26 protein-coding genes are annotated in these 23957 nt (G+C 39.2%); all 26 read left to right on the top strand.

What is annotated here, in order from left to right; genetic code table 11:
* Positions 1–26 precede the first annotated feature (26 nt).
* The 26 genes from fliM (at position 27) to HRT55_RS10945 (ending at position 23942) form a co-directional block, all read left to right on the top strand.
* On the top strand, positions 27–1091 hold the full coding sequence (gene fliM / locus HRT55_RS10820; protein ID WP_291621144.1) for a flagellar motor switch protein FliM: 1065 nt from the start codon (positions 27–29) through the stop codon (positions 1089–1091).
* Positions 1092–1153: 62 nt separating this feature from the next.
* On the top strand, positions 1154–1558 hold the full coding sequence (gene fliN / locus HRT55_RS10825) for a flagellar motor switch protein FliN (RefSeq protein WP_291621146.1): 405 nt from the start codon (positions 1154–1156) through the stop codon (positions 1556–1558).
* A gap of 55 nt (positions 1559–1613) precedes the next feature.
* Entirely contained in the window at positions 1614–2222 is a 609-nt protein-coding gene (gene fliO, locus HRT55_RS10830) for a flagellar biosynthetic protein FliO (RefSeq protein ID WP_291621147.1), read from the top strand.
* Between the two features lie 87 nt (positions 2223–2309).
* A complete protein-coding gene (gene fliP, locus HRT55_RS10835; RefSeq protein ID WP_291611439.1) occupies positions 2310–3068 on the top strand; it encodes a flagellar type III secretion system pore protein FliP in 759 nt (252 codons plus the stop codon).
* 75 nt (positions 3069–3143) lie between these two features.
* A complete protein-coding gene (gene fliQ, locus HRT55_RS10840; RefSeq protein ID WP_291611441.1) occupies positions 3144–3413 on the top strand; it encodes a flagellar biosynthesis protein FliQ in 270 nt (89 codons plus the stop codon).
* A 61-nt stretch (positions 3414–3474) separates the two neighbouring features.
* Positions 3475–4257: a flagellar biosynthetic protein FliR gene (gene fliR, locus HRT55_RS10845; RefSeq protein ID WP_291611443.1), complete on the top strand. Its 783-nt coding sequence runs from the start codon at positions 3475–3477 to the stop codon at positions 4255–4257.
* On the top strand, positions 4258–5388 hold the full coding sequence (gene flhB / locus HRT55_RS10850; RefSeq protein ID WP_291621148.1) for a flagellar biosynthesis protein FlhB: 1131 nt from the start codon (positions 4258–4260) through the stop codon (positions 5386–5388).
* 447 nt (positions 5389–5835) lie between these two features.
* Complete coding sequence (flhA, locus tag HRT55_RS10855; RefSeq protein WP_291621149.1) at positions 5836–7938, top strand: flagellar biosynthesis protein FlhA; 2103 nt, start codon at positions 5836–5838, stop codon at positions 7936–7938.
* A 58-nt stretch (positions 7939–7996) separates the two neighbouring features.
* Positions 7997–9574 carry a flagellar biosynthesis protein FlhF gene (gene flhF, locus HRT55_RS10860; protein WP_291621151.1) on the top strand — a complete coding sequence of 526 codons (1578 nt, stop codon included), beginning with the start codon at positions 7997–7999 and terminating at the stop codon, positions 9572–9574.
* A 47-nt stretch (positions 9575–9621) separates the two neighbouring features.
* The gene (locus HRT55_RS10865) at positions 9622–10464 is read left to right on the top strand and encodes a MinD/ParA family protein (RefSeq protein ID WP_291611452.1); all 843 of its coding nucleotides are present in this window, start codon (positions 9622–9624) and stop codon (positions 10462–10464) included.
* Positions 10465–10506: 42 nt separating this feature from the next.
* Positions 10507–11226 (top strand): RNA polymerase sigma factor FliA, encoded by a 720-nt coding sequence (locus HRT55_RS10870; RefSeq protein ID WP_291621153.1) that lies wholly within the window; start codon positions 10507–10509, stop codon positions 11224–11226.
* Between the two features lie 99 nt (positions 11227–11325).
* Positions 11326–11709, top strand: coding sequence for a chemotaxis response regulator CheY (cheY, locus tag HRT55_RS10875; protein ID WP_291621155.1), 384 nt, complete (start codon positions 11326–11328; stop codon positions 11707–11709).
* Between the two features lie 74 nt (positions 11710–11783).
* Entirely contained in the window at positions 11784–12527 is a 744-nt protein-coding gene (locus HRT55_RS10880; protein WP_291611457.1) for a protein phosphatase CheZ, read from the top strand.
* A gap of 13 nt (positions 12528–12540) precedes the next feature.
* Complete coding sequence (locus HRT55_RS10885) at positions 12541–14679, top strand: chemotaxis protein CheA (RefSeq protein ID WP_291621156.1); 2139 nt, start codon at positions 12541–12543, stop codon at positions 14677–14679.
* Between the two features lie 84 nt (positions 14680–14763).
* Entirely contained in the window at positions 14764–15903 is a 1140-nt protein-coding gene (locus HRT55_RS10890) for a chemotaxis response regulator protein-glutamate methylesterase (RefSeq protein ID WP_291621157.1), read from the top strand.
* A complete protein-coding gene (locus tag HRT55_RS10895; protein ID WP_291621158.1) occupies positions 15896–16642 on the top strand; it encodes a flagellar motor protein in 747 nt (248 codons plus the stop codon). The genes HRT55_RS10890 and HRT55_RS10895 overlap by 8 nt, the downstream gene beginning before the upstream one ends.
* Entirely contained in the window at positions 16639–17670 is a 1032-nt protein-coding gene (locus tag HRT55_RS10900) for a flagellar motor protein MotB (RefSeq protein ID WP_291621159.1), read from the top strand. Before HRT55_RS10895 ends, HRT55_RS10900 begins: the two co-directional genes overlap by 4 nt.
* 53 nt (positions 17671–17723) lie before the next feature.
* Positions 17724–18512, top strand: a complete 789-nt coding sequence (locus HRT55_RS10905; RefSeq protein WP_291621160.1) for a ParA family protein — start codon at positions 17724–17726, stop codon at positions 18510–18512.
* Complete coding sequence (locus HRT55_RS10910; RefSeq protein ID WP_291621163.1) at positions 18513–19271, top strand: chemotaxis protein CheW; 759 nt, start codon at positions 18513–18515, stop codon at positions 19269–19271.
* Positions 19272–19329: 58 nt separating this feature from the next.
* On the top strand, positions 19330–19824 hold the full coding sequence (locus HRT55_RS10915; RefSeq protein WP_291611469.1) for a chemotaxis protein CheW: 495 nt from the start codon (positions 19330–19332) through the stop codon (positions 19822–19824).
* Positions 19825–19949: 125 nt separating this feature from the next.
* Positions 19950–20420 carry a DUF2802 domain-containing protein gene (locus HRT55_RS10920; protein WP_291621164.1) on the top strand — a complete coding sequence of 157 codons (471 nt, stop codon included), beginning with the start codon at positions 19950–19952 and terminating at the stop codon, positions 20418–20420.
* A 140-nt stretch (positions 20421–20560) separates the two neighbouring features.
* Complete coding sequence (locus HRT55_RS10925) at positions 20561–21361, top strand: VacJ family lipoprotein (protein ID WP_291621166.1); 801 nt, start codon at positions 20561–20563, stop codon at positions 21359–21361.
* A gap of 105 nt (positions 21362–21466) precedes the next feature.
* Complete coding sequence (gene ribE / locus HRT55_RS10930) at positions 21467–21931, top strand: 6,7-dimethyl-8-ribityllumazine synthase (RefSeq protein WP_291611475.1); 465 nt, start codon at positions 21467–21469, stop codon at positions 21929–21931.
* Between the two features lie 43 nt (positions 21932–21974).
* A complete protein-coding gene (nusB, locus tag HRT55_RS10935; protein WP_291621167.1) occupies positions 21975–22391 on the top strand; it encodes a transcription antitermination factor NusB in 417 nt (138 codons plus the stop codon).
* 52 nt (positions 22392–22443) lie between these two features.
* Positions 22444–23406 (top strand): thiamine-phosphate kinase, encoded by a 963-nt coding sequence (gene thiL, locus HRT55_RS10940; protein ID WP_291621169.1) that lies wholly within the window; start codon positions 22444–22446, stop codon positions 23404–23406.
* A 62-nt stretch (positions 23407–23468) separates the two neighbouring features.
* On the top strand, positions 23469–23942 hold the full coding sequence (locus tag HRT55_RS10945) for a phosphatidylglycerophosphatase A (RefSeq protein ID WP_291621171.1): 474 nt from the start codon (positions 23469–23471) through the stop codon (positions 23940–23942).
* Positions 23943–23957: the final 15 nt, after the last annotated feature.

The raw sequence follows: 23957 nt of genomic DNA on the forward strand, positions 1-23957 counted from the left end.
ATTGATAATTAAGAAGAGACTATCGAGTGAGTGATTTATTATCCCAAGACGAGATTGATGCCTTATTACATGGTGTTGATGATGTTGAAGACGAAGAGGAAGTTGAGGATGTCGTTCAATCTAAAGACGGCACCTCTGATTATGACTTCTCTTCACAGGATCGTATTGTTCGTGGCCGGATGCCAACCTTGGAAATGGTCAACGAACGCTTTGCTCGCCATATGCGTATTAGCTTATTTAATATGATGCGCCGTACAGCTGAAGTCTCTATTAATGGTATACAGATGATTAAGTTTGGTGAGTACATACATACCTTGTTTGTCCCCACTAGTCTGAATATGGTACGTTTCCGTCCATTAAAAGGCACCGCATTAATCACAATGGAAGCTCGCTTAGTTTTTATTCTAGTCGATAATTTTTTTGGTGGTGATGGTCGCTATCATGCAAAAATAGAGGGTCGAGAATTCACCCCGACAGAGCGCCGTATTATTCAAATGCTATTAAAGCTGATTTTTGAAGATTACAAAGAAGCTTGGTCGCCGGTAATGGATGTTTCGTTTGAGTATTTAGATTCAGAAGTTAATCCATCGATGGCAAATATTGTAAGCCCAACAGAAGTGGTGGTCATCAGCTCTTTTCACATTGAGTTAGACGGTGGTGGTGGTGATTTCCATATTGCTTTGCCTTATTCAATGCTCGAGCCCATTCGTGAGTTACTTGATGCCGGTGTGCAAAGTGATAAAGAAGACACCGATATGCGTTGGTCAAAGGCGCTGCGTGATGAGATTATGGATGTGCCCGTAGCCATTAATACTAAATTTATCGAGGTTGACATTCCTTTAAGTCAACTTATGGAATTGCAAGCCGGTGATATTATCCCCATTGAAATGCCTGAACACATTACCGTGCTGATTGAAGACTTACCTACTTTCAGGGCTAAACTAGGGCGTAGTCGAGATAAGATTGCCTTGAAAATAGAATCGAAAATTAAGCGACCAGAGTCGGTTAAATCTGAATTAACCATTTTAACTAAAGGTGGAAAACGCCTTGATAGTGATGCAGAGCTTCATCTGCTAGAAGATGACTTATAAGCTATTTCGGCACAAAATAAGTCGACCTATTTGAACAGAATTTATAAATTGAGGCCAGCGGTATGAGTAAAGATAAAGACGAAGATTTAAGTATGTGGGATGAGGCGCTAGATGAACAAGCCGAAGCCAGAGAGGCCGGTGAAGGTGCGGAAACGGTTGAGCTTGAAGAGCTAACGGAGGATGACGCGCCTATAACAGGTGCAGAAAAGCGTAAGCTTGATGCTATTTTAGATATTCCAGTGACTATTTCTATGGAAGTAGGCCGAAGTAATATTAGCATTCGAAACTTATTACAATTGAATCAAGGCTCTGTAGTTGAATTGGATAGAGTTGCTGGTGAGTCACTTGATGTCTTAGTTAATGGCACCTTGATTGCTCACGGTGAAGTGGTAGTGGTGAATGATAAGTTTGGTATTCGCTTAACAGATGTGATTAGCCAAGTTGAACGTATTAAAAAGTTAAAATAGATAAAGCTATTAAAGCTTATAAAGTTACTCTGACATGAACAAAGATATTTAATCTATGATAATAAAAATAATGCGTGTTTTTTTGGCTATTAGTTGTTATTCACTATCGTTGCTGGCGCTGGCGCAAGAGAGTACTATCAATAGCACTGTTGATAGTACTATTGATAGTCTTGTCACTGAAAACCCCTCTGCTAAAAAAGCAGTAATTGCAGAGGTGGCTGGCCATGACAGCATAGTTGATAAAGACAAGGCTAATGAAATCATGGCCGATGATGGTTTGAATGCAGCAGTATCTTTAGATGGCAGGGCGGTCAATAACACTCCTGAGGTTGGCAAACATGTGATGTCTAACATGAATGCTGGCAGTATGATTTTATCTTTGTTGATGGTTTTGGCGTTAATCATTATCTGTGCCTTTGTACTCAAGCGTTTTAATATTTCCCAGCAAGGCATTAGCCAGCTTAAAGTCATCACCAGTCTGTCCTTAGGTACTAAAGAGCGATTGATGGTGGTGCAAGTAGGTGAGCAACAATTACTGCTTGGGGTAACAGCTCAACAAATCACCTTATTGGAAACGTTAGCTGAGCCACTAACTAAGCAAGGTATTAATACTGCAGCTTTGCCAAAAAATATATTATCTTTTTTATCCGCTAAAAAGTCGTAGTGGCTATTGTTTTAAAAGTTAGATTACCATCATATTATTAAAATTTGCCTTTAAGTAGGCGTAAAAATTTAGGATATTCAGGGAACCATGAAAAGAATTTCGTTATTCATCATCATAGCTTTATCCTTACTCACTGTGAGTTTTGGCGCATTTGCCGAAGATTTATCATTGTCAGCATTAACACTCACCACGAACCCCGATGGCTCGCAGGAGTATTCGGTAAATTTACAAATACTCATTTTTATGACCGCGCTAAGCTTTATTCCTGCCGCTGTTATAATGATGACGTCATTTACCCGCATCGTGGTGATTATGGCTATTTTACGACAAGCTTTTGGTCTTCAGCAAACACCGTCGAATCAAGTCATTATCGGCTTAACGCTTTTTATGACGCTGTTCATCATGACGCCAGTCTATAATCAAATAGATAGAACGGCCATTCAGCCCTATATAGCAGAGCAGTTAACCTCTAGTGAAGCTATCAACCTTGGCAAGATACCGTTGCGTGCTTTTATGTTGGAGCAAACTCGTATTAAAGATCTTGATACCTTAGCCGGTATGGCTGGTATTGAAGCGGTAGACAATCCAACTGATTTACCTATGACGGTAATCATTCCTGCTTTTATAATCAGTGAATTAAAAACCGCTTTTCAAATTGGTTTTATATTATTTATTCCTTTTTTAATCATTGATTTAGTTGTCGCCAGTATTTTGATGGCAATGGGTATGATGATGCTGTCACCGATGATTGTCTCTTTACCTTTTAAACTGATGTTATTTGTTTTGGTTGATGGTTGGAACTTAGTGATTGGTACTATCGCAACCAGCTATGGTATGGGACGTTAGTGACACCGCTAAGCTATTTCTGCTGCAATAGTGATTCACTACATTTAATAAATAGGGTAGACAAGAGAGTAGCTTATGGGACCTGAAATCTATGTAGATATACTCGGTGATGCATTATTACTCGTTATCATACTAGTAAGTGCTATCATCTTGCCCAGTCTTGCGGTGGGGTTAATGGTTGCTGTTTTTCAAGCGGCTACTTCAATTAATGAGCAGACCTTAAGTTTTTTACCGCGATTAATTGTCACCTTACTTTCTTTGATTATTGGTGGGCATTGGCTATTACAAAAAATTATGGACTATACCATTCGCCTTATTGCTAGTATTCCCAGTGTTATTATCTAATGGTTAGCTTTGTATCACCTCTAATTATGGTCGTTAACACAACCTTTAGCGGACTCTAGACATGGAATTTACTGAGACCATTATTAACCAATTTATGGCAGACCTTATTTTGCCATTTAGCCGTGTCTCTGCCTTGATTATGACCATGATAGGTTTTAGCTCTAAAACCATTCCTGGGCGAGTAAAACTCTTTTTATCCTTAGCCATTACCGTCGCTATCATGCCTGCCATCCCACCTGTTAAAGTGATTGATTTAATGTCACTCACTACTGCTATATTACTGGGGCAACAGATGATTATCGGTATTATGCTTGGCTTTGTCACCATCATGGTAGTCAATACCTTTACCTTGGCCGGGCAAATTATTGCTATGCAGTCTGGTCTTGGTTTCGCTTCATTAATTGATCCCGCTAGTGGTATGAATGTCCCTGCCATTGGGCAATTCTTTTTAATATTATCCTCACTGCTATTTTGGGCAATGGACGGACATCTGGCTTATTTACACTTCATTGTCGCTAGTTTTGAAACCTTACCGATTCCCACCGAACATCTATCTAGCATCAAATATAGAGAAGTCGTTGAGTGGGGCGGTTGGATGTTTGCTACTGCGCTCTCTCTTGCTATAGCACCGGTAACTGCGATGTTATTGATAAATTTCTCTTTTGGTATAATGACCAGAGCCGCGCCACAATTGAACATCTTTGCTATTGGTTTTCCTATCACTATGATGGCAGGTTTACTTATTATGTGGCTAACCTTTGGTAATTTCTTTACTCATTTTGAAATACAGTGGCAACGCGCACTGGATTTTAGCTGCTACCTTATTGACTGTCAGGCAAGATAAATGGCTGATTCTGATAGTGGTGAAAAAACTGAAGAGCCCACGGCAAAAAAACTCACCGATGCCAGAAAAAAGGGTCAAATTGCCCGCTCTAAAGATTTAGGTACTTTTTTTGTCTTAGTAGGTAGTGCTTGTGCCATGTTGCTCATGGGGAAGTCTTTAGCTACCGCTATGGCTAATATGATGACGCATATGTTTAGCTTAAGTCGAGAAGAAGCCATGGATGTCAATGCGCTTTTTAAAGTGGTCAATGATGGTATTTACCAAGTTGTACCACCATTAATGTGGATCTTTTTTATTGTTATGTTAGCGGCATTTGTCGGTAATACCATGCTTGGAGGTATGAGTTTTTCGTGGGAAGCCATGATGCCAAAAGCAAGTAGACTGTCTCCTATGGCTGGCTTTAAAAGAATGTTTGGTGTACAAGCTGCGGTCGAGCTGATTAAATCCATATTAAAATTCTTTGTGGTTTTTATTGTCGCTTTTTTACTGCTTAATGGCCTTTTTGAACAAATTTTAGGCTTGAGTCGAGAAACCATTCCTACTAATTTTGAACATTCAACGACTATGTTACTGTGGATGTTTTTAGTGTTGGCCTTATCGATAGGCATTATTGTGGTTATTGATGCGCCGTACCAAGTTTGGAATCATAACCGCCAATTAAAAATGACTAAGCAAGAAATTAAAGATGAGCATAAAGGCTCTGAAGGTAGCCCTGAAATAAAACAGCGAATTCGTCGAACACAATATGAAATGTCACAACGACGTATGATGCAAGACGTTCCAGACTCAGATGTAGTGATAACAAACCCGACGCACTTTTCTATCGCACTCAAGTATGATGCCGCAGTAGGGGGAGCGCCTGTGCTGGTGGCAAAAGGTGTTGATGAAATGGCGCTACATATCCGCACCATTGCTAAAGAGCATCAAGTTGAAATAATTCAATCACCGGCTTTAGCACGCTCAATATATTATACAGCGGAAGTTGGCGATGATATTCCTGAAGAGCTATTTGCCGCTGTAGCCCAAGTGTTGGCCTTTATCTTTCAGCTTAACGAACATAAAAAAGGTAATGCTAAAAAACCCATTCCGGTAGCTAAAAACTTGCCTATTCCAGACGATTTCAGATATTAGTGCGGTCTTTTATAGCCAATAGTTATCGCTAGTAATACTAGTCAATAGCATATAGCCGTTACCAATCAATATACATGTTTCAGAGTGCTTGGGTAATTTCAACTCAAGGCGCTGTGATGAAATAATGGTTTATTCAGGAGAATATGCTCCTGCATTCTCTAATAGACAACATCCATGTAGCGCCATTATAAGCTACAGTAACGATGAACTGATGTTGCTCAAGCGCTTATTCGATGGGTTTAAAATGACTTTATATCGCGTTAAATAATCAAAGCATAGAATGACTATGTTTTAATTATTCACCTTACCTAAAGTCATTTTAATTCCCACTGTAATCCTGCCCTTTGAATGGTGATGGCTATAGACAAGTAAATACCACTAAGCATCGATTTTGGTATAAGAATTGCTACTTCATGCTAACTGTCAAAAAAACATCATGAAGTAGTAATGCAATTAGCCGCTTATTTTAATCAATTTGATAAATCGAAGTTACGTCATTTTTCCGGGTTGGGTACTCCAATTTTGGTTATGGCAGCCTTAGGCATGGTTATCTTACCCATGCCACCTTGGTTATTAGATATCCTATTTTCTTTCAATATAGCACTCTCTCTTGTGGTGTTACTCATTACTGTTTACACCTTAAAACCCCTTGATTTTGGCTCCTTTCCGGCAGTTTTGTTGGTGGCAACTATTTTACGTTTAGCCCTGAATGTCGCCAGTACTCGAGTCGTACTATTAGAGGGGCATGAAGGCCCTCAGGCGGCAGGTAAAGTTATTGAAGCATTTGGCTCAGTCGTTATTGGTGGCAATTATGCTGTCGGTTTAGTGGTGTTTGCAATCTTAATTATTATTAACTTTGTTGTGGTAACCAAGGGTGCTGGTCGAATTGCTGAAGTGACAGCACGTTTTACCTTAGATGCCATGCCAGGTAAACAAATGGCGATTGATGCTGACTTAAACGCGGGTTTTATTACCCAAGAGCAAGCAAAAGACCGACGTACTGAAGTAACCAATGAAGCAGACTTTTATGGTTCAATGGATGGTGCCAGTAAATTTGTAAAAGGTGATGCCATTGCGGGTATTCTTATATTATTTATTAATATTGTTGGTGGCTTAATTATCGGCATGGTACAGCATGATCTAACATTCAGTAATGCAGTTGAAATATATACGTTACTAACCATTGGTGATGGACTTGTTGCTCAAATACCCGGTTTATTATTATCAGTTGGTACTGCTATTGTTGTTACCCGTCAGAATACTTCCCAAGACATGGGGGAACAAGTTAGCAGTCAATTAGGTCAAGAGAAATCGCTTTATATAGCCGCAGGCATAATGTTTGTCATGGGCGTAATACCGGGTATGCCACATTTTGTCTTTTTATTATTCGCGGCAATTATTGCTGCCACGGCTTTCTTTGGTGCTAAAAACAAAGAGAGTAAAGCGCTTGAATTAGCAAAAACAGTTCAAGAAGAGCAAGTACAGGATCAACAAAAAGAAGATGAAGTTAAAGAGTTGGATTGGGATGATGTCAATCATGTTGATGTCATTGGTTTAGAAATTGGTTATCGCTTAATTCCTTTAGTTGATAAAGCCCAAGGCGGTGAATTACTCAGTCGGATTAAGGGCGTACGTAAAAAGCTATCGCAAGAGTTTGGCTTTTTAGTGCCGGCAGTGCATATTCGCGATAACTTAGATTTAGATCCCAACAGTTATCAAATCTCGTTAATGGGCGTTGTGGTCGGCTCGGCGCAAATCCGACATGATCAAGAGCTTGCTATCAACCCTGGGCAAGTATTTGGTCAGCTTGACGGCGTAGCCACCAAAGATCCAGCTTTTGGACTTGATGCTACTTGGATTAATAAAAATCAGCGAGATCAGGCTCAAACACTTGGTTATACCGTGGTAGACTCTGCTACCGTATTAGCCACTCACTTAAGTCAAATTTTAACCAATAACGCCGCTCAGCTGCTTGGCCATGAAGAAGTACAAAACTTATTGGACTTACTTGCTAAAAATTACCCTAAGTTAGTTGAAGGTTTTGTTCCCGATACGCTTACTTTGGGCACGGTTGTTAAAGTACTACAAAGCCTAATGAACGAAGGTGTTGCTGTACGTGATATGCGTTCTATAGTGCAAACCCTTGTTGAATACGGTCCAAAAAGCCAAGATGCGGAAGTGTTGACTGCGGCCGTGCGCATTAGTATTAGAAAGTTTATTATCCAAGATCTAGTTGGTAGCGCAAAAGAAGTGCCCGTCATAACTTTGGCTCCAGAATTGGAACAGATGTTGCATCAGTCTATGCAGATGGCAGGAGATGATGGCGCTGGTATTGAACCTGGCTTAGCGGAACGCTTACAAAAATCATTAACTGAAGGAGCAAACCAGCAAGAAATGGCAGGTGATACTCCAATATTATTAACGTCGGGAATATTGCGTCAGGTATTGGCTAAGTTTGTTAAATACACCATTCCAAGCTTGCGCGTGATTTCTTATCAAGAAATACCTGATGATAAACAAATTAAAATCGTTAGTGCTATCGGGCAGTAACAACAAGTCAAAGTTATGCAGGTCATAGCTTAACTAAGAGCAAAGGTAGAGGTTAGCTATGAAAATTAGACGTTTTGTTGCCAAAGATATGCGCACCGCATTAACACAGATCAAAGAAGAACTTGGCGTTGATGCGGTTATTATGTCTAATAAAAAGATTCCAGAGGGTGTGGAATTAATGGCTGCTGTTGATTATAACCAAGCCGTTCCGCCTGCTCAGTTTCCTGAAAAAAATAGTCAAGAGACGCGAAATACTTCAAGCTCAAGAGAAGTCAGTAATGATGTCGTTAGCCTTGGTCAACGAACACAGCCACAAAATAATATTTTACCTTCAGCATCAGCATCACCATCACCGGTAGCAGAAAAGGATAATAGCGCTGAACATGCACCGGTAGATAGTTTATCAGCATTACTCAATCGTCAAGTGCAACAGCCTGTTCAGCAGCAGCCAATGCAGCAAGCGACTCAGCAACATCAGCAAGTTGCTAACAATCTCGATGAATCAACTATCGAGCAGCAGATGAAGAGTTTTACCGATCGGCTCAGTCATCCGAATCAGAATAATTTACCCTCAACATACCAACAACAGATGGGCAGCTCGGTAAGTGTCCAGGATGATGACCAAATAACCGCTAACGTATCAAAGAATATATTATCTTCTAGTCCTATTGCTATGGATGTTAATAATGATGCACAGGTGTCATCACAAGATTTTGCCAAAATGCAGCAAGAAATGGCCTCAATTCGCTCATTACTAGAACACCAAGTTTCAGGGTTGATGTGGCAGGATATGGCACAAAAAGACCCGCAACGAGCAGTACTGGTAAATCGACTACTCGCTTTGGGTTTAAATGAACAAATTGCTGATCAAATTGCCGGTTATGTACCAGAGCATTCTCATGAAAAAGAAGCATGGTCACAAGCAACTCAACTTATCGCTAAGCAAATTAATACTACACAAAATGATATTATTAATCGTGGCGGTGTCGTTGCGCTAGTTGGTCCAACAGGGGTAGGGAAAACTACTACTATAGCTAAACTTGCCGCAGGTTTTTCTCAAGTACATGGTAGCGATCAAGTAGCGCTTATTTCTACGGATACTTTCCGTATTGCTGGTTTTGAGCAATTAGCAACCTATGGCAAGATTATTGGTTGTCAGGTGAGCCTTGCCAAAGACAGCCAAGCATTAGATGCTCTGTTACAGCAATACTCCAAGAAAAAATTAATTTTAATTGATACTGCTGGCATGGGGCAACGTGACATACGTTTAGCAGAACAATTAACCGCATTAGTGACTAATGCTAGGGTTAGAATTCGAAATTACTTGGTTCTAGCGGCTAACACGCAGCAAGGCGTGATGCAAGAAAACGTAGATCGCTTTAAAAAAGTACCATTATCGGGTTGTATTTATACTAAACTTGATGAAAGTATCAGTATTGGTGAAATAATTACAACTTCGATTCAAAATGGCTTACCAATAGGGTATCTTACTGATGGGCAAAGAGTTCCAGAAGATATTAAAGTTGCAAATGCTGAGAAGTTAGTTACTCTTGCAGATAAGATGGCAACTAAGTCAGCTAACAACAACGTAAGTATATTGCGGCCAATGCCAGTTGCGCCCGCCGCAATAGTATAAGGTTCTAGCTAATAGCTTAAACAGATATGATTAGAAGAAATAATTAAATGATAGATCAAGCGAGCGGCTTAAGAAAGATGCAAGACCTACAGCAAGTTAAAGTAGTAGCAGTTTCAGGCGGAAAAGGGGGTGTTGGTAAAACAAACACCGCCCTTAATACTGCTATTGCCTTAGGACAACAGGGTAAACGAGTTTTAGTGCTTGATGCCGATTTAGGCCTTGCTAATGTCGATGTGATGCTAGGACTCAGAGTCAAACGTAACTTATCTCATGTATTGTCAGGCGAATGTGAGCTAGATGATATTATTATTGAAGGTCCTGCCGGGATTAACATTATTCCCGCCACATCGGGATCGCAATCCATGGTGGATTTAACGCCATCAGAGCATGCCGGCCTCATTCGAGCCTTTAGTGAAATGCAAGCACAGTTTGATGTGCTGATAATTGATACGGCTGCCGGTATCTCCGATATGGTATTGAGCTTTACCCGGGCGGCGCAAGATGTGATGTTAGTTGTTTGTGATGAACCTACCTCTATTACTGATTGTTATGCTTTAATGAAATTACTTAGCCGTGATCACGGTGTCTTCAAATTTAAAGTTGTTGCTAATATGGTTCGAAGCCCAAAAGAAGGACAACAACTGTTTGCCAAACTAACAAAAGTAACCGATAGATTTTTAGATGTGGCTATAGAGTTAGTCGCGGTCATTCCCTTCGATGAAAATATGCGAAAGTCTGTGCGTAAGCAGCAAGTTATTGTGGAAGCTTATCCTCAATCTCCAGCAGCGTTAGCTTATATTGATTTAGCTAAAAAAGTAAGCCAATGGCCAATTCCTAAGCAAGCTTCAGGGCACTTAGAATTCTTTATTGAGCAGTTACTCGCGAACTAAAAACTGACCAATTAAGCATGTCTTCAATGAGAGCAATAATACGTGGTAAAAGCAAATAGCTACAATAGTCTAATTGATAAATCAGCTTTGCTTGAACAACACACTGTTTTGGTAAAGCGCATTGCCTATCATTTATTGGCAAGGTTGCCAGCGAGTGTGTTAGTCGACGATTTAATTCAATCGGGTATGATTGGCTTATTTGAAGCAGCCAATAATTTTGATAACAGCAAAGGCGCTAGTTTTGAAACGTTTGCTGGGATTAGAATTCGCGGCGCTATGCTAGATGAAATACGTCGAGGAGATTGGACACCACGTTCGGTACACAAAAATAGCCGAATGATAAGTGAAGCAATTAAACAACTCGAAGCACAATTTGGTAGAGATGTTTCTGATATTGAAGTTGCTGAAAAACTTGATATTTCATTAAATGACTACCATCATATATTAAGAGAAGTCAGTACAGGAAAAATACTAGGTATTGACGATTTAGGCGTTAATGAAGATGCGATAAAGGTAGGTGATGATTATCTTGGCGATGATCCCTATCAAAGTATTGAACACAGCGCTTTTAAAAAAGGCTTAGCTCAATGCATTAGATCTTTACCAGAGAGAGAAGCTTTAGTACTGTCTCTATATTACGATGAAGAATTGAATTTACGAGAGATTGGTCAAGTGCTTGATGTGAGTGAATCACGGGTAAGCCAAATACATAGTCAAGCGATGCATCGGCTAAAAGCACGCATGCATTCTTGGCAAAGTTAGCATATTTGTCAACAGACAACTTGCTATAAAAAACTACCTTGTTAGGTAAAAAATAACACATAAAAACTAATTAATTTGAATGTTTTGCCGGAGGGTGCCTTGGATAAAAATATGAAAGTGCTTGTTGTTGATGATTTTTCAACCATGAGACGTATAGTGAAAAATTTGTTGCGCGATTTAGGGTTTACCAACATTTCAGAAGCAGATGATGGCAGTACTGCTTTACCTATGCTTCAAGGTGGTGACTTTGACTTTGTGGTAACCGACTGGAATATGCCAGGCATGCAAGGTATCGATTTGCTTAAAGCAATACGTGCAGATGCAAGCCTATCACATATTCCGGTATTACTGATTACTGCAGAAGCCAAAAAAGAACAAATCGTGATGGCAGCTCAAGCAGGAGTTAATGGCTATATTGTAAAACCTTTTACCGCCGCAACATTAAAAACTAAGTTAGATAAGATTTTTGCGCGCTTAGCTTAATGTTCGGTTTTTAGCTAGCACATGAGTGTTTGGCTAAAGTAAGGTTTTGATAAATATTGTATTAAGGATTTTGCATGACTATAGCTATGACAGGGCAGATCTCATTAGAGCAAGCAAAATCTGTGGTTGAGTTTCTAGAATCAGGTCAGCAAGCAGCAGCGGATGCTATTATTGCTGAAATTCAAAACCCAATCAATTCAGAGCTTTTTGCTGAAATTGGTAAATTAACACGCCAACTTCATGACTCATTGACCAATTTCCAGCTAGACTCTAGGTTGTCAGATCTAGCTACTGCAGATATCCCCGATGCCAAAGAACGGTTGAATTATGTTATCACCATGACAGAAGATGCCGCGAATAAAACTATGGATGCAGTTGAGGCTATTTTCCCTGTTGTAGATACTCTTGCTGAACAAGTTGCAGCGGTAAATCCCTCATGGACTAAGTTAATGAACAATGATTTAGACTTAAAAGAGTTTAAATCATTGTGCCTTGATATTGATACCCTGTTAAAAAATACAGGAAAAGAAACCCAACATATACATAGTTTAATGACGGATGTATTAATGGCGCAAGACTTTCAAGATTTAACCGGCCAAGTCATTCGTAAAGTCATTGAACTAGTACGGGAAGTGGAAGAAAGTTTAATCAATATGTTAACGGCCTTCGGAATATCTGCTGAAAAGGTACAAGGTAAAACAACACCTAAAGTGGGTGAAAACCTTGTCGAAGGGCCAATTGTAAATACAGAAAATAGAGATGATGTAGTAGAAGATCAAGATGATGTCGACGATCTTTTGTCAAGTTTAGGATTTTAATGGGAGTTACTGCATGTCTTTCGAAGCAGATGAAGAAATTTTACAGGACTTTTTAGTTGAAGCGGGTGAAATCTTAGAGTCGCTTTCCGAAGAGTTGGTTGAGCTCGAAAATGACGCAGGTAATGCTGAATTATTAAATTCGATATTCCGTGGTTTTCATACAGTCAAAGGTGGCGCTGGTTTTTTAAACCTAGGGGCATTAGTTGATATATGTCACTGGGCTGAAAATATATTCGACCTATTACGCACGGGTAAAAGGACGGTTAACCCTGAGCTAATGGATACCATATTATCGGCACTTGATACTGTCAATGATATGTTTGTACAGGTACAAAGTCGTGAACCCCTTGTTCCTGCAAGTGCTATTTTATTAGCTGAGCTTAAAAAACTGAGTGAACCTGAAGGCGTAAAAACACCCGAGCAAACTAGCACTCCTACCGCTGAAGTTATTGAACAGACAAATGGAACTGTGGTCGAAAGCTCTAGTGATGAAATGAGTGAAGATGAGTTCGAGCGTCTATTAGATGAATTACATGGTTCAGGTAGCGTTCCTACAACCCCCACGGTAACAGAATCACAGTCAACAGCTTCTATTAGCTCTGTTGGCTCGAGTGATGAAATTTCCGATGATGAATTCGAATCATTATTAGATGAATTACATGGTCAAGGTGCTTTTTCTGCTGACGCTGGAGATACAACAAGCAGTGCTCTTACTAGCTCAAGTGATGATATTGACGATTTAGAGTTTGAAAAATTATTGGATGAACTCCATGGCAAAGGTAATGCGCCAAAAGCTACCGATGTATCTAGCTCTAATCAGAAGGTGAATACGCCAGCTGCCGTACCTAATACAGTGGTACCTGCAAGTCCTCCTCAAGCTGCGCCTAAAAAAGCCGCGCCGATAAAAACCAAAGAAGCCACTGCGAAAGCCAGCCCTAAAAAGGCAGTACCTCCTCCTCAAGGTGAAACAACTGTACGAGTAGATACTAAACGACTTGATCAAATAATGAACATGGTCGGTGAATTAGTCCTAGTAAGGAACCGGCTAACAAGTTTAGGCTTAGTTTCAGATGATGAAGACTTGAATAAAGCGGTTACTAATTTAGATGCGGTAACTACGGACCTTCAAGGTGCAGTCATGCAAACTCGTATGCAGCCAATTAAAAAAGTATTTGGCCGCTTTCCTCGTGTAGTTCGTGATTTAGCCCGTAGTTTGAAGAAAGAAATATCACTCGTTTTAGAAGGCGAAGAGACCGATTTAGATAAAAATTTAGTAGAAGCCCTTGCTGATCCTTTAGTGCATTTAGTCAGGAATTCAGTCGACCATGGTATCGAAGCTCCGGATGTCCGAGAAGCTATGGGAAAACCTAGAGAAGGTACCGTTGTTCTTGCTGCCTCGCAAGAAGGCGATCATATATTGCTTACCATTAAAGATGATGGTGCAGGTATGGATCCTGAAAAATTAAAAAATATTGCTATTGAACGTGGTGTACTAGATGTCGAAGCTGCCGCTAGAATGCCAGATAAAGAAGCATTTAGTCTTATTTTCGCCCCTGGATTCTCCACTAAAACTGAAATTTCTGAAGTTTCAGGCCGTGGTGTCGGCATGGATGTGGTTAAAACTAAAATTACTCAGCTGAACGGTACTGTCAACATTGATTCAGAGTTAGGTGTAGGAACAGTACTTGAAATCAAAGTACCATTAACCTTGGCTATATTGCCGACATTAATGGTTGTTGTAGGTAAGCAAACATTTGCTTTACCACTCGCGTCTGTAAATGAAATATTTCATCTAGATTTATCTAGCACTAACAGTGTTGATGGACAATTGACTATTATAGTTCGAGATAAAGCAATACCCTTATTTTATTTAGATAAGTGGCTGGTACGTAACTTTGTTGAGCAATCTCGTGATAAAGGTCATGTTGTTATCGTGCAATTGGGTAATCAACAAGTTGGCTTTGTAGTGGATAGCTTAATAGGTCAAGAAGAAGTGGTAATTAAGCCACTTGATAGGCTACTTCATGGCACACCAGGAATGGCCGGTGCAACGATTACTAGTGATGGTGGTATTGCTCTCATTTTAGATATAGCGAATTTACTAAAATTTTATGCAAAAAAATCACCTGTAAATAAGAAATTACGCAGTTAGTGATTCTCTAAGGTAATATGCTTTAGTGTATTATAAACTGTGACTATTTAGCGTGAATTAAAGTAGCGTTATCAGAGAGGTTAAATGGCCTACAAGGTACTTGTTGTTGATGACTCTAGCTTTTTTAGGCGTAGAGTGACTGACATTCTTAATAAAGATCCAAAATTAAACGTAATTGATGTTGCAGTGAATGGCAAAGAAGCGGTTGAGAAAGCTATGTTGCTTAAGCCTGATGTCATCACTATGGATATTGAAATGCCGGTATTAAATGGTATCGACGCTGTAAAGCAAATTATGGCGAAGTCCCCCACGGCAATTTTGATGTTTTCATCACTAACACATCAAGGTGCTAAAGCAACTCTAGATGCCCTTGATGCGGGAGCTTTAGATTTTTTACCTAAAAAGTTTAGTGAAATTGCAAAAAATACTGATGAAGCCGGTAGCTTATTGCGCCAACGGGTCGTTGAAATAGCAAGAAAGCCTGGCTTTGCAAAGCCAAGAACCGCTAATCAAACGGGAACAACACGCCCCCCTTTACAAAAAAACAGATTAACAACAAGCTTTACTAAAGCGTCAACCTTATCAACGCCATCATTTGCCTCTACAGCTAAAGATAGAAAAACGCTTAATCGAAGCTCTGGTAAGGAATACAAGCTTTTAGCTATTGGTACTTCGACAGGTGGACCAGTGGCACTGCAAAAAATATTGGTGAAACTTGAACAGAACTTCCCATTACCCATTATTATTGTTCAACATATGCCCGCTGCATTTACTGCTGCATTTGCCAGTCGTTTAAATACCTTGTGTAAAATATCGATTAAAGAGGCTGCCGATGGTGACATATTAAAACCTGGTTGTGCTTATTTAGCTCCAGGTGGTCGGCAAATGATTATTACGGGCAGTGAGAGTAGCGCAAAAATAAAAATCCTCGATGATGATTCACCCAAAATAACTTTTAAGCCAAGCGTTGATATCAGCTTTGGCTCAGCCGCTAAAACATTTTCCGGTAAAGTTTTAGGAGTCATTCTTACGGGAATGGGCTCTGATGGTAAAGAAGGCTCAAGAATGTTAAAAGCTAAAGGCTCAACCATATGGTCGCAAGATGAACAATCATGTGTCGTTTATGGTATGCCTCAAGCGATAGATAAGGCCGGTTTATCTGAGTTGTCTTTGCCACTCGATTCAATGGCAGCTTCCCTGATTAAGGAAGTTGGCCGTGGATAAGCTAAGTGTCGCAGGGCTATTCATTGCCCTTTTAGCTGTTTACATTGGCTTTACTCTTGACGGTGGTCACCTGTCTGCTTTATTTGAACTACCGGCTTTTATTATTGTTTTTGGCGGTACCTTAGGTGCGGTTATGCTGCAATCATCAATGATGCAGTTTACCCATGCTATTTCATTACTTAAGTGGGTTTTTTCTCCGCCTAAATACGATATTGAACGGGGTATAAGTGAAATTGTCGATTGGGCTACTAAAGCGAGAGAGTCAGGGTACCTTGCTTTAGAAGATACCGCATTAGAAATAGAAGATAGTTATACCCAAAAAGGTCTTAATTTATTAGTTGATGGCGTTGAAATTGAAAATTTTAGAGTCGCGTTAGAGTTAGACTTAGATATTTATCGAGAGCATAACTTACGTTCTGCTAATGTATTTGAGGCTATGGGAGGTTACAGTCCTACAATTGGTATATTAGGCGCAGTACTTGGTTTAATTCATGCTATGAGTAACTTAACTGAACCAGAATTATTAGGGCAGGGCATAGCAACCGCTTTTATTGCCACAATATACGGTGTCGGTTTCGCTAATCTGTTCTATTTACCGGTAGCCAATAAAATTCGAGCTATTATTCATCAGCAAACTATGTATCGTGAAATGATTTGTGAAGGGCTGGTATCCATTGCTCAAGGAGAAAATCCTCATGCGATAGAGAACAAGCTATCGGCATTTAGGTTAGATAGATGAATCGACTGCGTAATAGAAGACACACGGTAGAGCATGATAATGTTCATCGTTGGCTAGTCTCTTATGCGGACTATATGACATTAATGTTTGCCTTGTTTGTGGTGTTATATGCAATGGCTATGGTAAACGAAAAGCCTTTTGAAACTATTACTGAATCTTTTGGCCGTGTGTTCCAAGCTTATGAAGATGAAACAAAAAACCAAGGCCATGGTGATAGTATTTTGATGGTTAACACCAGTAAAACGAATAAAAAGCTATTTGGTAATGGCATCTTAGAGGTTGCTGGCCCTGAAGTTCTGGATAACGAACAAAACTTATCTAATATCTCAGATGCGCAAGTAGGAAACAACTTAACCTCCTTAGAAGAAGAGTTACACACTGCTTTATATGACTTGGTTGAGTCGGGTTTTGCACAATTACAAATAGATGGTGACTGGTTAGAGATAGAGTTAAATAGTGCCTTATTATTTCCCAGTGGTTCATCTTCAGCCACACATACTGCCGAGGCGATTTTATCGGTAATTTATGATGTTATAGGTAAAGCCAGTAACTTTATTCGTGTACGTGGTTATACCGATAACCAAGTGATAAATAATGAAATATTCTCTTCAAATTGGGAATTATCTGTTTTTAGAGCCACAGCGGTATTAAGAGTACTAGAAAGGCTCGGTTTAAACCCTGCTCGTATGGCTATTGAAGGCTATGGCCAATATTACCCAAGCGCTGATAATTTAACCGTAGAGGGTAGGGCGCAAAATAGAAAAGTTGTTGTCGCTATTTCTAAATATGGTTTAGAGAGAGCTAATTTACTAGTAACCCCAACCATTGATTTAAAAAGTGTTGAAGAAATCACCCAAATTAACGGCATCAATAAACAAGGCACTGAGCCGTTGAACAAAATCAAAGTAATTCGTCTTGATAGCGGTGGTATACGTATTACTACCCGAGGTGATAATAAAGACACCGAAAAAATATTAGAAGAGAATAAAACCTCAAAAGAAAAAAAAGCTAATGATGCTATCGAATAAATTAACCATCAAAATGAATGATAATATTAAATGAAAGTAAGTGAGTATTGCTCTTGATAGTTTGGACAATAGCAAATCAAAAAGGTGGAGTGGGTAAAACCACGACATCTATAGCTCTTGCCGGGGTATTAGCGGAGCAAGGGCATCGGGTATTATTAGTTGATACCGATCCACATGCTTCATTAAGTTACTATTTCGGTATTGAATCAGAAGATTTAGACTTGAGTGTCTATGACTTATTTATTCAAGTGTCATCAAGAGAACAAATTTTACAAACCTTATGTCCTACCAAGTACCCTAATATAGATATTTTACCTGCAACTATGGGGTTAGCGACGTTAGATCGCTCCTTAGGTACCAAAGGCGGTATGGGCTTAGTATTAAAAAAAGCAGTACAAAAATTAACAGACAGTTATGACTATGTATTAATAGATTGTCCGCCAGTACTGGGCGTACTTATGGTAAATGCTCTAGCAGCGGCAGATCGTATTGTTATTCCTGTGCAAACAGAATTTTTGGCCTTAAAAGGCTTAGAGCGTATGGTCAAAACGATGGAAATCATGCAAGGCGAGCAAGATAGTCCTTTTAAATACACAATAGTGCCAACTATGTTTGACAAAAGAACAAAAGCTTCTATTTTAGCGTTTAAAAAACTACAAGAAGTCTATACTAATGAGATATGGCCCGGTGTAGTCCCTGTTGATACTAACTTGAGAAATGCCAGTCTCGCTCAAGAAGTGCCTTCAGATTTTGCTGCGAACTCTCGAGGCACATTAGCCTACAAAAGTCTTTTGAATTATTTAGTCAAGCAAGGTATGACGCATAATGAGGTTGAACGCTAAATGAGTAATTCGTTAACAGCGAGTAAAAAGGTAATGAAAACTTACCTATCAGAATTGCTAACAGAACCCGAAGTTGCTGAAGAGTTATCACACCAGCGCATAGAAAAAAAACTGGCTAGAAAACCTTTAGCGCTTAAAGTAAATGACGACAATAAATCATTAGAAAAATTACTTAAAACTGTCAGTGAACCTAAAGAGCTAAGGGGTGAAACAGTTGAATGTATTGACGAGCCAAAGGTTAATACAGTCCAAATTTCTACGGATAAAAGCCGTGCTAAACCTATAACTAAGACGCCGAAAAGCTATCGTCAAGGCGACTTTCAAGCAATGTTTTTTGATGTTGCGGGTTTAACTATTGCCGTTCCTCTTATTGAGTTAGGCGGTATTCACAAAGTTGAGAAAACTAATAGTTTAATGGGCAAACCTGATTGGTTTAAAGGCGTTATGCTTTATCGGGATGAAAAAATTAATGTTGTCGATACTGCTTTATGGATAATGCCAGAAAAATGTGATGAAAATTTAAAAAAATCGCTAAACTATCAATATATTATCATGCTAAATGACAGCCCTTGGGGTCTGATGGCTGAAAATTTAATTGATACCGTCATCTTACGTCAAGATGAAGTGAAATGGGTAAATTCACAGAACAAAAGGCCATGGTTGGCAGGATTAGTCAAAGAAAAAATGTGTGCCTTACTCGATGTAAGTGCTTTGATTGAATTGCTTGATAAGGGTAGTGATATCTATCAAGCACAGTAAAACTATTCCTGTCTAGCTTATAGGCAGCTTAAAATAAGTAATTTGAGAGGCAAGTAATATGTCAAATGTAAGACGAAGTGCAAGTGATAAAAGTGAGGCTAATGATGAGGTGTTGCAATGGGTCACCTTTAAATTAGAAAATGAGACTTATGGTATCAATGTTATGCAGGTACAAGAGGTTTTACGATATAGTGAAATTGCTCCGGTACCAGGTGCTCCGCTTTATGTACTTGGTATTATAAATTTGCGCGGTAATGTTGTCACCGTTATCGATACCCGCTCTCGATTTGGTTTAGAGCCTTGTGATATTACTGACAATACCCGTGTGGTGGTTATCGAGTCAGAAAAACAAGTCATAGGGATTTTGGTTGACAGTGTCGCTGAAGTTGTTTATTTAAAGTCCTCAGAAATTGATGATGCCCCAAACGTAGGTAACGAAGAAAGTGCTCAGTTTATCCAAGGTGTTTCAAACCGCGATGGTGAATTACTTATTTTAGTTGATTTAGATCAACTGCTTTCTGACGACGAGTGGGATGAACTCAAGCAGTTCTAATTATATTATTTCGAAAAGGGAGATGTTTTTTGCCCAAGATTAAGTCTGTATATACGGATTTAACTATTATTACATTCAATTAAATTCAATTACGCGTTTAGATTTATTTAAGGCAAAAATCATCAATGTCATTGTTAGCTGTCCCAATAATTTCAGTGTTAGCATTATTTCTAGTAGTACTTTCTAGTACGGTATTTTACCTATTTTTAACTAAGCTGAAACGTAAGTTATCTATGCTAGATATGCAAATGCAAAGTACTGTTTTATTAGTTAATGAGTTACAAAGTATAAATAGTAAGCTACAACAAGAGTTGGATAGCTTGGCGACAGACACTGAGCAGTTCGCTATAGAAAATCGTCAGGTATCAAAACAATTAGAACATCGTATTAAAAATCTTACGCTCCAAGCAAGTGAGCAACAACAGTTATTGACACAATGGCAAGAAAACCAAGGACAAGATAAATTTTATAATAGAGCCTTTAAGCTAGCAGCAAAAGGAGCAGGTATAGAGGAAATCATCAGTGAATGTGAATTACCCCGTGCGGAAGTTGAAATGTTGCTTTCGGTCTATCAGCAACGCGCTCGCTCTCAGTAAATAATTGTCACCAGCTTTTACTTAATGAAACTAGATATAGTGAAACTGCGCTGAAACGTTATTCACCCAACAATTGATTTCATGTTAGACTGCCGTCGTTTTCTCATACATTATTATGTAACGGCAAGGACCTTCGCCCCGTGAGCTCAGCCATAACCCCATATTTTCGACTCTTTATACTTATTGTCATCGTTTCTCTTGCTGGTTGTTCGTCGACACCAAGTCAACAAGAACAAACAGATTTTACTGGTGAAACTAGCGTAAGTGACCCTAGAGATCCCTTTGAATCTATCAACAGACCTTTTTGGACTTTTACTTGGGATTATGTAGATAAGTATATTGCTAAACCCTCATCAGAAGTTTACACCACTTACACACCACCATTTTTACGTGCTGGCTTATATAATATAGCGTTAAATTTAAACGAGCCGGCTAGTATTATTAATAATGTCTTACAGCTTAAATTTGAAGCAGCAGCAAAAAATACCGGCAGGTTTGTGCTTAATTCAACCATAGGCCTCTTTGGTTTTTATGATCCCGCCAGTGATTTTGATTGGTCAGGAGAGCAAGAAGAGTTTGGCGAGGTACTTGGTAGTTACGGGGTGGGCGATGGCCCCTATATTGTTATTCCAGGTTTAGGTCCAAGCTCAGTTAGAGAAGAGGTAGGTGATTATGTTGACAGTCTGTATTGGCCCATGGTTGTTATTGATTTTTGGCCGAATCTTGCTCGCTTAGGCATATTAGCCTTGGAGAAAAGGGCGGCAGTTCGAGATCAAGAGCAGCTTGTTGCTGAATCTGAAGATCCTTATGAGTTTATTAAAAATGCCTACTTTCAAAACATGAATTATAAACTTTTTGATGGCAACCCACCCATTATAATTAATGAAGCGGAAGAAGACGAAATAGATGCCTTACTCGATGAGTTTGATGATATGGACTAGTTCATATTCTTTCAGAGAATAAATAAAATAAACGAGTACCTATGCTGATAACAATTTGGTAGAATTGCGGCAATTTTTTTAGATACACTATATTGGAATAATTAAATGAATATTATTGAAGGTTCGTTTGAAGCAAAAGGCAAAAAATTTGCTATTGTAGTATCACGTTTTAATCACTTTATTGTTGATAGTTTATTAGCAGGCGCAATCGATGCGCTTAAACGTCATGGTAATGTTAATGATGACGATATTACTGTCGTCCGTGTACCTGGTGCATATGAGTTACCGCTAGCAGCTAAAAAAATTGCTAAAAAAGGCGAAGCTGATGCCATTATTGCAATTGGTGCGGTAATTCGTGGTGGTACTCCTCATTTTGATTTCGTTGCTGGTGAATCTAACAAAGGTTTAGCACAAGTTTGTTTAGACTGTGAAATCCCTGTTTCATTTGGTGTGATTACTACAGACTCTATAGAACAAGCTATTGAACGAGCTGGTACTAAAGCTGGTAACAAGGGTGCTGAAGCAGCTCTTGGTGCATTAGAAATGGTTAATGTATTAGCTAAAATTTAATTTTTAAACTTAATTCTCAACATAAGAAAAGTGGAAACATATTGTGAAACCGTCTCCTAGAAGAAAAGCCCGTGAGTTGGCCGTACAAGCAATCTATTCATGGCAAGTTAGTCAAAACGTAGTAAATGATATTGAAGTTAACTTTATTGCCGATAACAGCAAACGTCGGTTTGATATTGAATATTTTCAATTGTTATTACGTGGTGTTACCGCCAACATTAGTGATATAGATGCCGCAATTTCGCCGTATGTAGACCGTCCACTTAATGATATAGATCAAGTGGAAAAGGCGATATTGCGTGTAGCAGTGTTTGAACTAAAAGACTGCATTGATGTACCTTATCGCGTGGTGATAAACGAAGCTATAGAGTTAGCTAAGTCATTTGCAGCTGATGATAGCCATAAGTTTGTTAACGGTGTTTTAGATAAAACAGTAAAGTTAATTCGACCTGAAGAATAACCTATTAGTAGCAACTTATTAGTACCAATTTATTAGCAACTAAAGGCTTAGCATGAAAGAGTTCGAGTTAATTAAGCATTTTTTCACCAAACAAAAAGTTAAACGTAAAGACGTTGTACTTGGTATTGGTGATGATTGCGCTGTTTTAGCGCCTATTGAGAATCAAAATATTGTGGTAACGACAGATACATTAGTAGCTGGAGTACACTTTCCATTTGAGACTAGCCCCAGAGCTATTGGCCATAAAGCGGTTGCGGTAAATCTGTCTGATATTGCTGCAATGGGCGCTAAGCCAAGTTGGTTATCTTTAGCATTAACCCTGCCTGATGTCGATGAAGCTTGGTTAAATGAGTTTTGTGAAGGTGTCTTTGAACTATGTGAGTTTTATAATGTAGAACTCATCGGTGGAGATACCACGCAAGGACCATTAAGTATTACTATTACCGCACAGGGATTAACCCCTGAAGGTAGTTACTTGTCACGTTCTGGTGCTAAAGCAGGTGACTGGCTTTATGTTACCGGTGAACTTGGTGACGCTGCGTTAGCTTTACAACAAATTACCGGTAAAGTCGATATTGAGCCTCAATTTACAAATATCATAAGAAATAAGCTTGATTATCCAAAGCCAAGAGTTTTAGCCGGGCAAACGTTACGTGAATATGCTTCAGCAGCAATAGATCTTTCTGACGGATTAATCGCTGATTTGGGGCATATATGCCAAGCATCCAATGTCGGTGCTAATGTAGTGCTTGATGCCCTACCTCTTTCTACGATAATGCGTGATAGTTTACTTTCCGATGATGCTATCGCTTTGGCACTATCTGGTGGGGATGATTATGAGCTTTTGTTCACCGTCTCTGAAGATAACAAAGTAGGAATGGAGACGGCAATGTCTCATGCCGGTACACCTGTTACTTGTATAGGACAATTGAATGCCTCCCAAACTATCACTACAACCTTGAACAATAAGCCTATTCCAATTAATACTGCCGGTTTCGAGCATTTTACCGAATAGCACCCTAAGCAATTTACTTATCAATTAAAAATGAACCACTAACAAATTAAGCACTTAATTATATGTCGGGTAAAAATACACAGGTTAATTTTAATCTGGCGAATCCAATACAGTTTTTAGCTTTAGGCTTTGGCAGTGGTTTGGCGCCAAAAGCTCCTGGCACTTTTGGTACGCTTGCTGCCGTGCCACTATTTTTACTTATGAGTGGTTTAACGCCCTTAACTTATGGTTTAGTCGTCTTAGTGGTTTGTCTTGCGGGTATTTATATCTGTGGTAAAGCGGCAAGTGATGTTGGTGTACACGACCATGGTGCAATTGTGTGGGATGAGTTTGCAGGATTTTTTATCACTATGTTTATGGTTCCGGTGAGTTGGCAGAGTGTCTTGGTAGGCTTTGTTTTATTTAGAATCTTTGATATAGCTAAACCTTGGCCAATATCAATAGCAGATAAAAAGCTAACGGGTGGCTTTGGTATCATGTTTGACGATGTACTAGCGGGTCTCTTTGCACTTGCCATCATGCACCTTATTTTCTAATTTATTAAGAGTTTT

The sequence above is a fragment of the Colwellia sp. genome, assembly GCF_013214175.1.
Classification (GTDB): Bacteria; Pseudomonadota; Gammaproteobacteria; order Enterobacterales; family Alteromonadaceae; genus Colwellia.